Genomic DNA, 14,134 nt, shown 5'->3' with positions numbered 1-14,134 from the left:
GCAAAGGTAATTTCATTAATATAATTGAATGACAATTATCAAAAAACCCGAACCGGTAAACGGAAACCGATTCGGATCATTAAGCATATAACCTAATTCATTTTTTAACAGCTTTAAATTTAAATACGTTATTTTCCTCTATTCTCTCAATCTCTTTGTTCTTTTCCAAATAAATCAACCGTGTTAAGGACGCCATAAATGGACTGACCATTTTCTCAAGGCTTAATAAACCGTATACATCCAAACATACTTCCAATGCCGTTTTTGGGTTCGTTTCGACAGATTGATAAACTTGTTGCAATCTTTTTTGATGGCTGTTCTGAATCTCTTCAACTCGACCTTGTAAATCGTAAATCATCTCACCATGACCGGGCAGTGCAATATTCGTTGGATAGGCATCCAGTTTTTTTAATGAATCAAAATAATATTTTAATAAATCCATCTCTTCCCCGACCCATAGACCAATCACCGGTGAAACCTGTTTTAACACATGATCACCGAGAATCATAATTTTTTTCTCACGGTTGTAAAAACAATAATGGTCGTATGCGTGACCGGGTGTCCAAATCACTTCATACATATCCATACCTAACTGAATGTGATCCCCTTCATCAAAAAATGCATCTGGTTCAAATTCATAGATAAAACGTGTATCCGGCAGTCGGTCAGGAACAAACGGAACACCGTGGCTCATCACCAGTTTTTTAAACCGTTCATTAAAATTAGGACGACGATATTTTTTTATTTCACCATAACTTAAATTGGCTACAACAATAGGAACCCCCTTTTCCTGCTGAAACCATTTGGCAAGTCCGATATGGTCTTGATGAACATGGGTAAGGACCACTTTTTCAATTTTATAACCGGTCTCCAAAATTTCTTCCCATAAACGGATTGCTTTCTTTGAATACATACCGGTATCAATTACCGTATACCCGTCTTCTCCTTTAAGTAAATAACAATTTGTCGCACCCATTCCGCCTGAATAAGTTACGACAGCAAATTCTATATTTTCAGTTACTTTTTTTAACATGGAATCCCCTTCTTAACTAAATCTGATTTTAAAAATTGATTATATTTTATCGAGAATTGCAGGTTTTTGCAAAAAGAGCAACCTGAAAAGCGATTCATTGAAATATTCTGCTTAAAAATGGAGATTTTTGGAATACTATAAGTGAGGTGAAGGGGATGTATAAAAGTCACGAACGAAAGCTGTTTTGGCTTACGTTTACGGTTGCTTTTCTATTACTATTGTCCATTTTAGGTCGTATTTTTGGCGGATAAAATGATATTCTTCCCATAAATTCGCCATAATAGGAGGTTGTGTTACCAATTGATTAACGAGGAATCTGTTTTTTATAGTCGTGTATTAACGGAAACGACCCTAACTTTTCATATTATTTATGCCACCCTTGGCGTAGGCGTTCCACTAATGATTATGATCGCCCAATGGGTAGGCATTAAAAAAAATGATGAACATTATATTTTGCTTGCCCGGCGCTGGACACGCGGCTTTGTTATTACGGTTGCTGTCGGTGTTGTGACGGGGACGGCAATTGGATTACAGCTTTCCCTATTGTGGCCAAATTTTATGGAACTGGCCGGTCATATTATTGCTCTACCGCTTTTTATGGAAACTTTTGCTTTCTTTTTTGAAGCGATTTTTTTAGGAATTTATTTGTACACATGGGATCGCTTTGAAAATCAAAAGAAACATTTATTGTTGCTTGTACCCGTTGCCATCGGGGGCTCTTTCTCGGCTGTCTTTATTACAATTGTGAATTCTTTCATGAACAGCCCGCAAGGCTTTGATTTAGTCGATGGGAAACTGACAAATGTTAACCCGCTCCTTGCGATGTTTAACCCGGCTATGCCGACCAAAGTAACTCATGTCGTGGTAACAGCTTATATGACAGCAGCGTTTGTTCTTGCTTCCATTGCTGCTTTCCGAATGCTAACCGGTTCCAAACATGTTTACCATAAAAAGGCATTGTTTTTCACGATGAAACTGGGACTTATTTTTTCCATAGCAACAGCAGTAATCGGTGACTTTTCCGGAAAATTTCTTGCCGAATATCAGCCGGAAAAACTTGCCGCAGCCGAATGGCATTTTGAAACACACGGCGAGGCTCCGTTAATTATGTGGGGCATGCTCGATGAAAATAACGATATAAAATATGCGATTCATATTCCTTTTGCCTTAAGTATTCTTGCCCATTGGCTCCCCGGGGCAGTCGTTACCGGCTTGGATCAATTCCCGGAAGATGAAATCCCACCGCTTTATATTCATTATTTGTTCGATACAATGGTAACGATTGGTATGGGATTAGTCGTCCTTTCCCTCATTTATTGGATCGGTGTGAAACGGGGCTGGGCTTTTATTCACTCTAAATTTTTCTTAGTTTTAAGTGTACTGAGCGGACCGCTTTCGATGCTTGCCATTGAAGCGGGTTGGTGGCTGGCTGAAGTGGGCAGACAACCTTGGATTTTGCGCGGGATTATGCGGACATCCGAGGCGGCAACAACGAATAACCAAGTTGATTTGATGCTTATGCTTTTTTGTGGCTTATATATCATCTTGGGCATCGGCACAATTGTTGTTATGTCTCGCATGTTTAAAAGGAATCCGGTGGAACAAGAATTGAAAGATCGTGAAATGGAAAAAGGCGGTGTGCAAAAATGAACTTAGAAATAATCGGAATCTCCGTCTTATGGACATTTTTATTCGGATATATCATGATCGGCTCGATTGATTTTGGCGCCAGTTTTTTCAATGCATACAGCTTAATTGTTGAAAAACAACATATTTTAACAAAAATTATTCAACGATATTTGTCACCGGTGTGGGAAGTCACCAATGTTTTTCTTGTCTTCTTTTTTGTTGGCATCATCGGCTTTTTTCCGAAAACAGCTTTTTATTACGGAACAACCTTGCTTGTACCGATAAGTATCGGTGTTATTTTACTTGCCGTCCGCGGGTCATACTATGCCTTTGAAACTTACGGGGCAAGAGGTCATAAAGGGTATGCGTTGCTTTACGGTTTATCCGGGCTCCTGCTTCCGGCATCCCTTTCCATTGTTTTAACGATTTCAGAAGGCGGTTTTATTACAATGGAAAATGGAGCACCGGTTTTAAATTATTGGATATTGTTTACAGAACCGTTAACATGGGCTGTCGTTTTATTAAGTGTAACTGCGGTATTGTATATTTCCGCAACTTTTTTAACATGGTACGCGAATCAAGCCGGTGACTCGGAAGCAACGAGATTAATGAGAAAATATGCCTTGCTATGGGCGTTTCCACTGATTATTACGGCTGCCGGGATTATCGTTGAATTACGCGGGCACAATCCGGACCATTACGAAAAATTAATGAGTTTATGGTGGATGTTCGCCCTGTCGTTTATACTTTTTTTGCTCACGGTTTGGTTTCTTTGGAAAAAAAGAAATTACGGAAGTGCATTTATTTTACTTGTCATTCAATTTGCCCTCGCCTTTTTTGGCTATGGTATCAGTCATTATCCCTATTTGCTTTATCCTCATTTAACGTTATATGACAGCTTTACGAATAATGCAATGGCGATTAGTTTAATTGTCGCCTTTATTCTCGGTTTTTGCTTGCTGGTCCCGTCCCTTTATTTACTGCTTAAGTTGTTCTTATTTAATAAACAATATGTTTCGGGAAAATAAGAAAGGTGGTTTTTGTAAATGAAGGAATTTCTTATATTTGTTGCCCCGTTTCTCGTTTTATTTGCAACGATTTTTTTCGCCTTTTGGGCTGCATTACAAGATGGATATAAAAATAAAGGTACGCCCCGCTGAAAAATATTCGCGGGGTTTAATTTTTTCTATTGACCTTTACGTTACGTTAAGGTGTATGTTTTTTTTAAAGGGAGGTGTAACAAATGGAATACACGATTCAAAAATTAGCTCAGTTGGCGGGCATTAGTACTCGAACACTGCGATATTATGATGAAATTGATTTATTGAAGCCTGCACGAATAAATTCATCCGGCTATCGACTATATGGACAAAAAGAAGTAGACCGGCTGCAACAAATTATGTTTTACCGGGAATTAGGATTTCCATTGGAGACGATTAAAGAGATAATGACAAATCCGCTGTTTGATGAAAGAAAAGCTTTACAAGATCACTTGAAACATCTTCTTGAAAAAAGAAAGCAAATTGATCTTTTGATAAAAAATGTACACCATACAGTAGAAAATTTAGAGGGGAGAAGAAACATGACTGATCAAGAAAAGTTTATTGGTTTCAAGAAACAATTAATCGAAGAAAATGAAAAGAAATATGGGAAAGAAATTCGAGAAAAATACGGCGATACGACGGTTGACGCATCTAATGCGAAACTAATGAATTTGTCGGAAAAAGAGTATGCCGAAGTTACTGAATTAGCGGAGTCAATAAATAAGCTACTTGCTGAAGCGATGAAAACCCAAGACCCAACCGGAGAACTTGCCCAAAAGGTAGCCGACATGCACAAACAATGGCTAACCTACTATTGGAATGACTACAGTAAAGAAGCACATCAAGGACTTGCACAAATGTATGTCGATGATGAACGGTTTAAAGCTAACTATGATAAAATTGCCCCGGGTGCAGCTGAGTTTTTACGGGATGCGATTTTTGTTTATACAGGAAATGGAAAAAGTTGATTGCATGCTTTCTTAATTTTAATTCAAAAAAGGATACCTAATTTTGAAGTTTAAAACCTTGATTTTATAATCGGAAATGTCTGATGATACGCAAGCTTTCACTGAACAATTTGCCATGAACCTTCGAACAAGCAAAGGGGACTTTTGTCCAAAATGGATAGAAGTCCCCCTGATTTCTTTTTATGCGGTTGTTTTTCCCGTCAAAATATCCATAAACTCTTCACCGGTAATGGTTTCTTTTTCAAATAAATATTTCGTAATTTCATGGAGCTTATCTTTATTATCTTCTAAAATTTGAATGGCTTTTTCATGACATGATTTAATAATCGACAATACTTCTTCATCAATTTTTGCCGCTGTTTCCGAGGAGACCAGTAACGTGGTATCTCCTCCTAAATACGGATTGTTCACCGTTTCAAGAGCCATCATATCAAATTTTTCACTCATACCGAAGCGAGTAACCATCGCCCGGGCAATTTTAGTCGCTTGTTCAATATCATTGGATGCACCGGATGTGATCGAACTGAAAATAATTTCTTCAGCAGCCCGGCCACCCATGAAGGTTGTTATTTTATCCAGAGCCTGCTCTTTACTCATTAATACTTGCTCATCTTGTTCCACTTGCATTGTATAGCCAAGGGCACCGGACGTCCGGGGGATTATCGTAATCTTATGCACCGGAGCCGTATGTGTTTGTTTGGCTGCAACTAGGGCATGTCCAACTTCATGGTACGCAATTCGTAATTTATCTTTCGTTGACAATACTGCATTTTTCCGTTGATAACCGGCAATAACGACCTCAACCGATTCTTCCAAATCTTCCTGGGCAACGATGTTTCTGCCGAATTTTACCGCACGCAATGCCGCTTCATTAATAATATTGGCCAAATCGGCACCTGATGCCCCGGGTGTCGCACGAGCAATTGCATTCAAGTCGACGTCACCGGCCATTTTTACTTTTTTCGCATGAACTCTTAAAATTGCTTCCCGACCGCGTAAATCCGGTAATTCAACCGGGACTCGCCGGTCAAATCGGCCCGGTCTGAGTAACGCTTTATCTAAAGTTTCCGGTCTGTTTGTTGCCGCCAATATAACGACACCTTTATCCGGATCAAAACCATCCATCTCGGTCAACAATTGGTTTAGCGTCTGCTCCCGTTCATCATTACCACCGTAACCACCGGCATTCCGGCTTTTCCCGATCGTATCAATTTCGTCAATAAACACGATACATGGCGCTTTCTCGGTTGCTTGTTTAAACAAGTCACGAACACGAGCTGCACCCATACCGACAAACATTTCAACAAACTCAGAACCGGAAATAGAAAAGAACGGAACTTTCGATTCACCTGCCACCGCTTTTGCCAGTAACGTCTTCCCTGTTCCCGGCGGTCCGACAAGCAGTGCCCCTTTAGGAATTTTTGCGCCGATATCTTTGTATTTGGACGGATTATGCAAAAAGTCAACAATTTCTTGTAAGGCTTCTTTTGCCTCATCTTGCCCGGCGACATCAGCAAAGGTAATTCCTGTCTGAGCTTCTACATAAATTTTTGCGTTACTTTTCCCGAATGTCATCGGACTCGCTCCACCTGCACCTAATCGGTCACCTAATTTTTTTGAAAGATAACGTCCGATTAAAATAAAAATCAATAAAGGTAAAATCCAAGAAATTAAAAATGTCATTAACGGAGAAAGCTCCCGCGGAACGATTTTTGTAAATTTCACATTTGCATCATGCAGGCGATCGACTAAATCAGGGTCTTCAATTACCCCGGTACGATACATTTTTTTATCATTTGCATCTTTCGGTACAAAGTTAATATAGTTGTTTTCAATTTCCACTTCAGCTACTTGATTATTTTCAACCATATCTAAAAAGGTACTGTAATCAACATCTTTGACATATCGACCGGATATCGTTGGAAATACAAAGGCATTCAATAAAATGATGACTAATAAAATTATACCGTAATAGTATAAATAAGATTTTTTCGGCGGTTTTACTTCTTTCACTTTCATTCCTCCAACTTGTTGTTCAATTTATTTATTCCCTATTTCTATCTTTTCAAATAAAATATCCAATAATTTTAGGCCTTTGATAATTGCATCCAAAGTTTCCTGTTTTTCCCCGGCTAAGATGGATTGAATTTTTTCTTCAAAGATCTGATCGATTTCGCTCATAACGGATAATCCTTTGTCAGTTAAAGATATATTAACGATTCTTTCATCTCGTTTATCCCTATTTCTTGTCAAAAATCCTTTTTGCTCTAATTTTTTACACATTGATGAAATATTTGCTCCGGCTACACGAGTATGTTCTGCCAAATTTCCAATCGTTGTCGTCCCATCCTTAAATAATTTCAACAATAAAATCACTTGCATGCCGGTTAAACCAAACTCGAGTCCGGTTTTATTTAATGAAGCGGTAAGATGGTCATTTATTTTTCTCGAATAATTTAAAATAGAAAATTTAAATTCATCCACATTCAAACCATTCACCCCTTAAACAGTTATATATTATATATATTATAATCTATAATTACAATGAAATGAAACCATTATAAATAAAAAGGGATAACCCACAATTTTCCAAAATTAATCTCATTGTGTTATCATAAACGTAATAACAGGGCAGTTTTTTAAAGAAAGGAGAAATGTGGCAATGTCTATTCATGTTAAATTGGGGAAATCTGATTTATATGTTAATCCGATTGGTCTTGGGACGAATGCAGTCGGCGGTCATAATCTGTATCCAAATTTAGATGAAGAAGTTGGAAAAGAAGTTGTTCGAACCGCATTAACGCACGGGATGAATTTTCTGGATACTGCTTTTATTTACGGACCGAAACGTTCCGAAGAATTAATCGGTGAAGTTATTCAAGAAATGGGGAACCGTCAAGAAGCAGTCATAGCAACAAAAGCTGCTCATAAATTTGTCGATAATAAAGTTGTTTTTGATAATTCACCAACGTTTTTAAAACAATCGGTAGAGGATAGTTTGTTGAGACTTAAAACTGATTACATAGACTTATTTTATATTCATTATCCGGATGAACATACACCGAAATATGAAGCAGTCGGTGCTTTAAAAGAATTGAAGGATGAAGGAAAAATTCGTGCCATCGGTGTTTCTAATTTTTCGTTGGAGCAATTAAAAGAAGCAAATAAAGATGGCTATGTTGATGTTTTTCAAGGTGAATATAATTTGCTAAATCGCAGTGCTGAAAAAGAAATATTCCCTTATACAATTGAAAACCAAATTTCCTTTATCCCATATTTTCCTCTCGCATCCGGTTTACTTGCGGGAAAGTATACAAAGGATATGGTATTCAATGATTTACGTGCCAAAAAACCGCATTTCCAAGGTGAAGCATTTATTCGCAATTTGGAGAAAGTTGAACAATTGCGGCCAATTGCCGAAGCGAAAAATGCTGAAGTCGCCCACGTTGTCCTTGCTTGGTACCTGGCCCAAGCCGGAATTGATGCAATCATCCCGGGCGCCAAAAAACCGGAACAAGTCCTATCCAACCTCAAAACATTGGATGTACAATTAACGGAAGATGAAATTGTACGGATTGGTGAGATTTTTCAATGAGTTATTCAAAATAAAAGACCTTGATCAGGCTATGACCAAGGTCTTTTTGTACCACTTTATTTTTAATGAAAAACTTAACTCATCACCCACTTATCCTTCAAAAGCAAAATTCGGATCAGTACCGGTTTGTTCCAATCTGTTTGAGACAATCATTTTTTCATACGAAAAAAAAGCATTCGTTACTAATGTCATCAAAGTAGAAGAATTTTGACTAAATGAGTTTCCAATCAGAGTAATCGTAGCCTTATCCCCGCTTTCAATGCTTGCGGAAAAAGCCGCTATTTCCCCTTACAAGAATACAATTAAAAGGTGAATATTTTGCAAAACATTTGTTACTGGGCACTTAGTTGTTTGTTACATATGAAAACACAACAAAAGGTGCCGGACATGAAGGAGTTGGGACAAAACTTATCCAAGACATTGTAAAAAAACATGATGGCTTCCTCGATTTTATCCATAAAGATGAAACATTTACAGTAAAAATAAAAATCCCGGCAATTCAATAATTTTATAATAAAATGAAAAAGGCATTTCTATCGGAACATCCATGCCTATGTTCTCGATAGAAATACCTGTTTTCCAAATTATTTATTATCAATCAAACCCGCTTCGATTAAAAAGTCTTTGGCTACTTTTTCAGGTGATTCATTTAAACTATCTACCTTATAATTCAGTTCCCGCATTTTTTCATCCGTTAATTTCCCGCTAAGGAGATTAAGAACTTCCTCCAATTCAGGATGCTCTTTTAATGTTTCCTCTTTAATAACTGGAACTGCGTAATATGGCGGGAAAAAGTGTTGGTCATCTTCCAATACAGTTAGCTTGAATTCCTCTAAAAGTCCATCCGTTGAAAATGCATCGATCACATCTGCTCGATTATTATTGATTGCTGTATAGCGCAAACCGCCATCGACCGCTTCAACACTTTTAAAGTCCATATTATATTTTTCACTGAGACCTTTTAAACCATCCACACGGTTTGTAAATTCAATCGTTCCGCCCAATACCAACTGGTCACTAACCTTGGCGAGATCAGAAAACGTTTTTAATCCGTATTGTTCCGCCGTTTCCGGTTTTACCGCCAATGTATAAGTGTTATTGAAACCGAGCGGCTGTAAAATTTTCAAATCATATTTCTCGTTAAAATTCTTTTGAACAATTTTGTACACCTCATCAGGATCATTCACCAGTTCCTTTTTCAAAAGATTAATCAATCCTGTCCCAGTGTATTCAACATACATATCAATTTCCCCGCTGTTAATCGCATTAAAGACAACTTGGGTTCCACCGAGATTTAATTTTCTTTCCACGTCCAAATCCGTTTTTTCCTCAATTAAATCGGCCAACATATTACCTAAAATCATTTGCTCACTAAAATTTTTCGAGCCGATGACAATCGAATCTTTTTTATTCATCATGGAATAACCAACGCCGGCACTTAATAAAAGGACAAAAACAATCGCAGTTACTATTAAGCCTTTCTTTTTAGATTTCTTTTCTGTCCTCTTTGCGGCAGTTTTGTTGTTTCCAATATTATTTGTATAAGATATCCCATTTTCAATTTTTCCGATTAGATAATCAATAATTAAAGCTAAAATACAGGCAGGGATTGCACCGGCCAAAATCATATTATTGTCAACTGATGAGACACCGGAAAAAACGAGATAACCTAAACCACCGGCACCAACGAAAGCTGCAATCGTCATTAATCCGACCGCCGTCACAGCCGAAATACGGATACCGGCCATAATTACCGGCATTGCTAACGGTAACTGAATTTTCGTCATTGTTTGCCTGCTTGTTAGCCCGATTCCTTTCGCTGCTTCCAGTATATCCTTATCAATATTGGCCAGACCTGTATAAGTGTTTTTTATGATGGGAAGTAATGAGTATAAGACAACCATCACAATTGCCGGCGTACTTCCAATACCGATAAACGGAATAAGAAAACCAAGTAAAGCAAGACTTGGTATCGCCTGCATCACATTAGCAAACCCAATAATTGGTTTTGCTAAATTTTTATTTTTAGAGATAAATATACCCAAAGGTACACCAATTACCGTTGCAACAAATACGGAAAAGATTGTTAAATAGATATGCTCCCATAATAAACTTAAAACTTGCCCACTATTATTTCCTACATATTGGAAAAACTCACTCATTAAAATGCCACCTCCAAATCAAGCAATTGACCGCTTAATACGGACAAGATCGAGCTTCTTGTAATTAATCCCGTTAGCTGATTTTTTTCACTGACCACTGGCAGGTAGCCGATTTTATTTTCGTTCATAATTTGTAATACAGTAATCAAATTTTCATCTTCCGTTACGGATAAAATATTTTTCTCCATTATTTCTCCAACCGTTGTTGCACGGTTTTGTAATTGGATTGATTTTAACGTAACCAGGCCAATTAAAGATTGTTGTTTATCCGTCACCAACAAACTGTCCACTTTATTTTCTTTCATAATCTCAATGGCTTGAAAAACGTTCCTTCGCGGTGAAACTTTAGCCGGGTCTGAAATCATAATGTCTTTTGCCTTTAAAACTTCAGGATTATTCCAAACCCGCCTTTTTCCAATAAATTCTTCAACATATTCTGATGCCGGATTTTTCAATATTTGATCTGGGGTATCATATTGGATGATATGACCTTCATTCAAGAGGCATATTTTATCAGCAATCTTAATTGCTTCATCCATATCGTGGGTAACAAAGACAATGGTTTTATTTAATTCCTTCTGCATGGAAAATAATTCGTCTTGTAAGGAGTTTCTTGTGACGGGGTCCAATGCACTGAACGGCTCATCCATAAGAATAATATCTGAATCTGTTGAAAAGGCTCTGGCTACACCGATCCGCTGCTTTTGCCCACCACTTAACTCACTTGGATATCGGTATAAATATTCATCTGGTGCCAGACCAACCAGTTCAAGAAGATCGTTCGTTTTCCGTTTAATTGAATCGGAATCTTCCCCCTTCAATTTCGGAATCAACTCTAAATTTTCCTTAATAGTCATATGCGGAAAAAGTCCCGTACTTTGAATCACGTAGCCGATATTTCTTCTTAACTCAATTGGGTCTTGTTTCGAAATATCTTTTTCATTGACATAAATTTTTCCGCTCGTCGGTTCTAAAAGACGGTTTATCATCTTTAATAGAGTCGTTTTCCCGCATCCGCTTGGCCCGATAAAGACGACAAGCTGTCCTTCCTCAATATCAAGATTGAAATCACGTATAACTGTTTTTTGATTATATTGTTTCGTAATGTTTTCAAATCGAATCATTAAATTCCCCCCTAACAAAAAAGTAACAATCCAATTATAACAGATAGATTGTTACTTGTCTAAGGAAAATACTTTTTTCCCATGATTTGGAAGGATCTGTCCCTTGCTGCAATAACATTTGAATTCCGACAAAGCGAGCTTCTTTATAACATTTTTCCCAGCATTTGATACATGTGGCTACTGTCGGAAAAAACCTTTGAGTAAGGATGAAAAGAATGGAAGGTTCATTTTATGGTAAGATAAGGGTAAATAGGCAAAAAGATTTTTGTAAAGGATGAAAGACATGCAAATACGAACTCAAATGCCGGCTTATCAGAGAATTGCGCTTGATATTGCAAACCGGATTTACAATGACGAATTAAAAGTTGGAGATAAAATATTCGGACGTTCAACACTGGCTAGTGAATATCATGTCTCCCCGGAAACCATTAGAAAAGCAATTAAAATATTGGAAGATGTCGAAATTGTAAAATCAACAAAAGGAAGCGGTGTTGTTATCACTTCAAAAGAAAATGCATATAAGTTCATCCACCGCTTTTCAAATATGGAAAGCTTAAAGGATTTAGAGAAAAAGACAAAGGAATATTTACGAGATAGAGAAACACTTGATAAGAAAATATTTGAAACAATTGAAAAGATCATTGATTATTCCGGGAAGTTGCGGAATACAAATCCTTTAATTCCAATAGAAGTAGAGATTCCGGAAACTTGTCGGCATATTGGTAAAACCGTAGGGGAAGTGAAGTTTTGGCAAAATACAGGCGGAACTGTTGTGGGAATGAAAAGAAACGGGCAATTAATTATTTCTCCGGGGCCTTTTGCGACATTCCAACCGGGAGATATTCTCCTAATCATTGGTAGTGAACAAGTTTTACAGCGGGTCACCCATTTTTTTAATGAATAAGATGCATATCTGTATAGATTGCTGCAAAACCAAAAAAATCGTCCGTTTCCTCTTGACATAGTTATTAAAAACACAAAACAAGCACTAAAAAAAGACCGTTCTTGACATCCCATAAAGGTATCAAGAATGGTCTCATTTTTTAATTCTCGGCAACTGCCTCACGAAAAGATTGATCGTTCTGTTTTCTGTCTTTTTCTTCAATAGGTCTGGCACGTTTAATGAAAAAGGCCAGCACTAATGCGATGACTATAATAAATGTAGAAACTAGGAATGTATGATTAATCCCTTCCAATAAAGCTTCTATTTGAATATGTCCGATTTGTTCAGGGGTTAATGCCCCGTGTGCTTTTGTCATGGCTGCTTTCATCAATTCTTCAGCATGGCTTTCTTGTCGATTAGACATAACGGTAATTAAAAATGCCGTACCAATAGCAGCTGATACTTGGTTAAATGTATTGTTCATCGCTGTTCCGTGCGGGTACAGGCGTGGCGGTAATTGGTTTAATCCATTGGTTGATGTCGGCATCATAACCATCGACATACCGAACATCCGAAAAATATGCAATATGGCTACATGCGTAAATGTTGTATCAAATGTTAATTTACTAAAGAAGTATGTGGTAATTGTTAAAATGGATAATCCCGTTACAGCTAGTATTCGTCCTCCTAATTTATCAAACAACCGCCCGGTAACAGGGGACATCAAACCGTTGATAATGGCTCCCGGAAGTAACATCAATCCGGACTGCATAGGGGTCAGTCCAATGACCGACTGAGCAAAAATTGGTATAAGCATAAATCCGGAGAATAAGGCCATGTTTACAACCATTGTAATAACAGCAGCCAATGAAAACATCGGGTACTGAAATACACGGAAGTTAAGCATCGGTTGTTCGAGCTTCGATTGACGCAAAATAAAAATGAATAAGGAAACGACACCCACAGTTAGAGTTGCATAAACCTGTACATGATTCCAACCGGAATTACCGGCCGTACTGAAGCCGTAAAGCAGCCCGCCAAAGCCGAACGTCGATAATACGAGAGAAAGAAAATCCAAGTGAATATCAACTTTTTCCTTTTTATCTCTTAACATCATAAAACCAAAAATCCAAACAGCCCCTGCAATAGGCGCAATTAAATAAAATAATGCACGCCAGTTAAAATGTTCGACAATCCAACCGGATAATGTCGGTCCAATTGCCGGAGCAAAAGTTAAGATTAACCCAAGTGTTCCCATTGCAGCACCCCGTCTTGAAACAGGGAAGCTAACCAATAATACGTTCATTAATAATGGCATGAGAATGGCTGAACCGGATGCTTGGGTCATCCGTGCCAATAATAAAATTGAAAAGGTAGGTGCAATTGCCCCAACGATTGTCCCTGCCGTAAACAACCCTACTGCTGTTAAAAATAAACGGCGGACAGAGTATTTTTGGATTAGAAAAGCAGTTGTCGGGATCATAATTCCGTTTACTAACATAAATCCCGTTGTCAGCCATTGTACAGTTGACATTTTTACGTCCAAATCCTTCATAATTGAAGGAAGTGCGACATTCAAAAATGTATTATTTAAAAACGAAATAAATGCTCCGACCATTAATATCGCAATGATCCCATAAGGTGGTTTTTTCGTAATGGAATCGTCCATAAACCTTCCTCCTTTTATACTAGCAGTT

The 14,134-nt window shown here is 37.7% G+C and carries 13 protein-coding genes; 7 read left to right on the top strand and 6 right to left on the bottom strand.

Going from position 1 to position 14,134, the window contains the following annotated elements:
- Positions 1–97: 97 nt before the first annotated feature.
- Positions 98–1,033 carry an MBL fold metallo-hydrolase gene (locus tag BT1A1_RS04760; protein WP_034768634.1) on the bottom strand — a complete coding sequence of 312 codons (936 nt, stop codon included), beginning with the start codon at positions 1,031–1,033 and terminating at the stop codon, positions 98–100.
- A 300-nt stretch (positions 1,034–1,333) separates the two neighbouring features.
- Between BT1A1_RS04760 and BT1A1_RS04755 the strand changes: the two genes are divergently transcribed.
- The 4 genes from BT1A1_RS04755 to BT1A1_RS04745 all read left to right on the top strand — a co-directional run bounded on the left by BT1A1_RS04755 (position 1,334) and on the right by BT1A1_RS04745 (position 4,673).
- Positions 1,334–2,683 (top strand): cytochrome ubiquinol oxidase subunit I, encoded by a 1,350-nt coding sequence (locus BT1A1_RS04755; RefSeq protein WP_034768632.1) that lies wholly within the window; start codon positions 1,334–1,336, stop codon positions 2,681–2,683.
- Positions 2,680–3,690 carry a cytochrome d ubiquinol oxidase subunit II gene (locus BT1A1_RS04750; protein WP_034768630.1) on the top strand — a complete coding sequence of 337 codons (1,011 nt, stop codon included), beginning with the start codon at positions 2,680–2,682 and terminating at the stop codon, positions 3,688–3,690. The genes BT1A1_RS04755 and BT1A1_RS04750 overlap by 4 nt, the downstream gene beginning before the upstream one ends.
- Positions 3,691–3,708: 18 nt before the next feature.
- A complete protein-coding gene (cydS, locus tag BT1A1_RS19630) occupies positions 3,709–3,822 on the top strand; it encodes a cytochrome bd oxidase small subunit CydS family protein (protein ID WP_375293555.1) in 114 nt (37 codons plus the stop codon).
- Between the two features lie 83 nt (positions 3,823–3,905).
- Entirely contained in the window at positions 3,906–4,673 is a 768-nt protein-coding gene (locus BT1A1_RS04745; RefSeq protein WP_034768629.1) for a MerR family transcriptional regulator, read from the top strand.
- 180 nt (positions 4,674–4,853) lie between these two features.
- On the opposite strand, the gene ftsH is transcribed toward BT1A1_RS04745, so the two are convergent.
- Both ftsH and BT1A1_RS04735 read right to left on the bottom strand, forming a co-directional pair.
- On the bottom strand, positions 4,854–6,686 hold the full coding sequence (gene ftsH / locus BT1A1_RS04740) for an ATP-dependent zinc metalloprotease FtsH (RefSeq protein WP_408917230.1): 1,833 nt from the start codon (positions 6,684–6,686) through the stop codon (positions 4,854–4,856).
- Positions 6,687–6,713: 27 nt separating this feature from the next.
- The gene (locus tag BT1A1_RS04735) at positions 6,714–7,157 is read right to left on the bottom strand and encodes a MarR family winged helix-turn-helix transcriptional regulator (RefSeq protein ID WP_231553292.1); all 444 of its coding nucleotides are present in this window, start codon (positions 7,155–7,157) and stop codon (positions 6,714–6,716) included.
- A gap of 178 nt (positions 7,158–7,335) precedes the next feature.
- On the opposite strand from BT1A1_RS04735, the gene BT1A1_RS04730 reads away from it, so the two are divergent.
- Positions 7,336–8,268: an aldo/keto reductase gene (locus tag BT1A1_RS04730; protein ID WP_034768625.1), complete on the top strand. Its 933-nt coding sequence runs from the start codon at positions 7,336–7,338 to the stop codon at positions 8,266–8,268.
- 347 nt (positions 8,269–8,615) lie between these two features.
- Positions 8,616–8,774: a GHKL domain-containing protein gene (locus tag BT1A1_RS17770; protein WP_081912272.1), complete on the top strand. Its 159-nt coding sequence runs from the start codon at positions 8,616–8,618 to the stop codon at positions 8,772–8,774.
- A 78-nt stretch (positions 8,775–8,852) separates the two neighbouring features.
- On the opposite strand, the gene BT1A1_RS04725 is transcribed toward BT1A1_RS17770, so the two are convergent.
- A complete protein-coding gene (locus tag BT1A1_RS04725; protein ID WP_034768623.1) occupies positions 8,853–10,430 on the bottom strand; it encodes an ABC transporter permease/substrate-binding protein in 1,578 nt (525 codons plus the stop codon).
- Positions 10,430–11,554 carry an ABC transporter ATP-binding protein gene (locus BT1A1_RS04720; RefSeq protein WP_034768622.1) on the bottom strand — a complete coding sequence of 375 codons (1,125 nt, stop codon included), beginning with the start codon at positions 11,552–11,554 and terminating at the stop codon, positions 10,430–10,432. The genes BT1A1_RS04725 and BT1A1_RS04720 overlap by 1 nt, the downstream gene beginning before the upstream one ends.
- 283 nt (positions 11,555–11,837) lie before the next feature.
- Between BT1A1_RS04720 and BT1A1_RS04715 the strand changes: the two genes are divergently transcribed.
- Positions 11,838–12,458 carry a GntR family transcriptional regulator gene (locus tag BT1A1_RS04715; RefSeq protein ID WP_034768620.1) on the top strand — a complete coding sequence of 207 codons (621 nt, stop codon included), beginning with the start codon at positions 11,838–11,840 and terminating at the stop codon, positions 12,456–12,458.
- 139 nt (positions 12,459–12,597) lie between these two features.
- Here BT1A1_RS04715 and BT1A1_RS04710 read toward each other — a convergent pair whose 3' ends face one another.
- Positions 12,598–14,106, bottom strand: coding sequence for a DHA2 family efflux MFS transporter permease subunit (locus tag BT1A1_RS04710; RefSeq protein WP_034768618.1), 1,509 nt, complete (start codon positions 14,104–14,106; stop codon positions 12,598–12,600).
- Positions 14,107–14,134: the final 28 nt, after the last annotated feature.

Origin of the sequence: Caldibacillus thermoamylovorans (assembly GCF_000751775.1) — a bacterium.
Classification (GTDB): domain Bacteria; phylum Bacillota; class Bacilli; order Bacillales; family Caldibacillaceae; genus Caldifermentibacillus; species Caldifermentibacillus hisashii.
This window is presented reverse-complemented; position numbering and strand designations above follow the sequence as displayed.

What these genes read in the sequence shown, in the direction of transcription:
- BT1A1_RS04725 (WP_034768623.1), bottom strand. Translation starts at nt 10,430, where the DNA reads ATGAGTGAGTTTTTCCAATATGTAGGAAATAATAGTGGGCAAGTTTTA.
- BT1A1_RS04760 (WP_034768634.1), bottom strand. Translation starts at nt 1,033, where the DNA reads ATGTTAAAAAAAGTAACTGAAAATATAGAATTTGCTGTCGTAACTTAT.
- cydS (WP_375293555.1), top strand. Translation starts at nt 3,709, where the DNA reads ATGAAGGAATTTCTTATATTTGTTGCCCCGTTTCTCGTTTTATTTGCA.
- BT1A1_RS04720 (WP_034768622.1), bottom strand. Translation starts at nt 11,554, where the DNA reads ATGATTCGATTTGAAAACATTACGAAACAATATAATCAAAAAACAGTT.
- BT1A1_RS04745 (WP_034768629.1), top strand. Translation starts at nt 3,906, where the DNA reads ATGGAATACACGATTCAAAAATTAGCTCAGTTGGCGGGCATTAGTACT.
- BT1A1_RS04715 (WP_034768620.1), top strand. Translation starts at nt 11,838, where the DNA reads ATGCAAATACGAACTCAAATGCCGGCTTATCAGAGAATTGCGCTTGAT.
- BT1A1_RS04710 (WP_034768618.1), bottom strand. Translation starts at nt 14,106, where the DNA reads ATGGACGATTCCATTACGAAAAAACCACCTTATGGGATCATTGCGATA.
- BT1A1_RS04750 (WP_034768630.1), top strand. Translation starts at nt 2,680, where the DNA reads ATGAACTTAGAAATAATCGGAATCTCCGTCTTATGGACATTTTTATTC.
- BT1A1_RS04730 (WP_034768625.1), top strand. Translation starts at nt 7,336, where the DNA reads ATGTCTATTCATGTTAAATTGGGGAAATCTGATTTATATGTTAATCCG.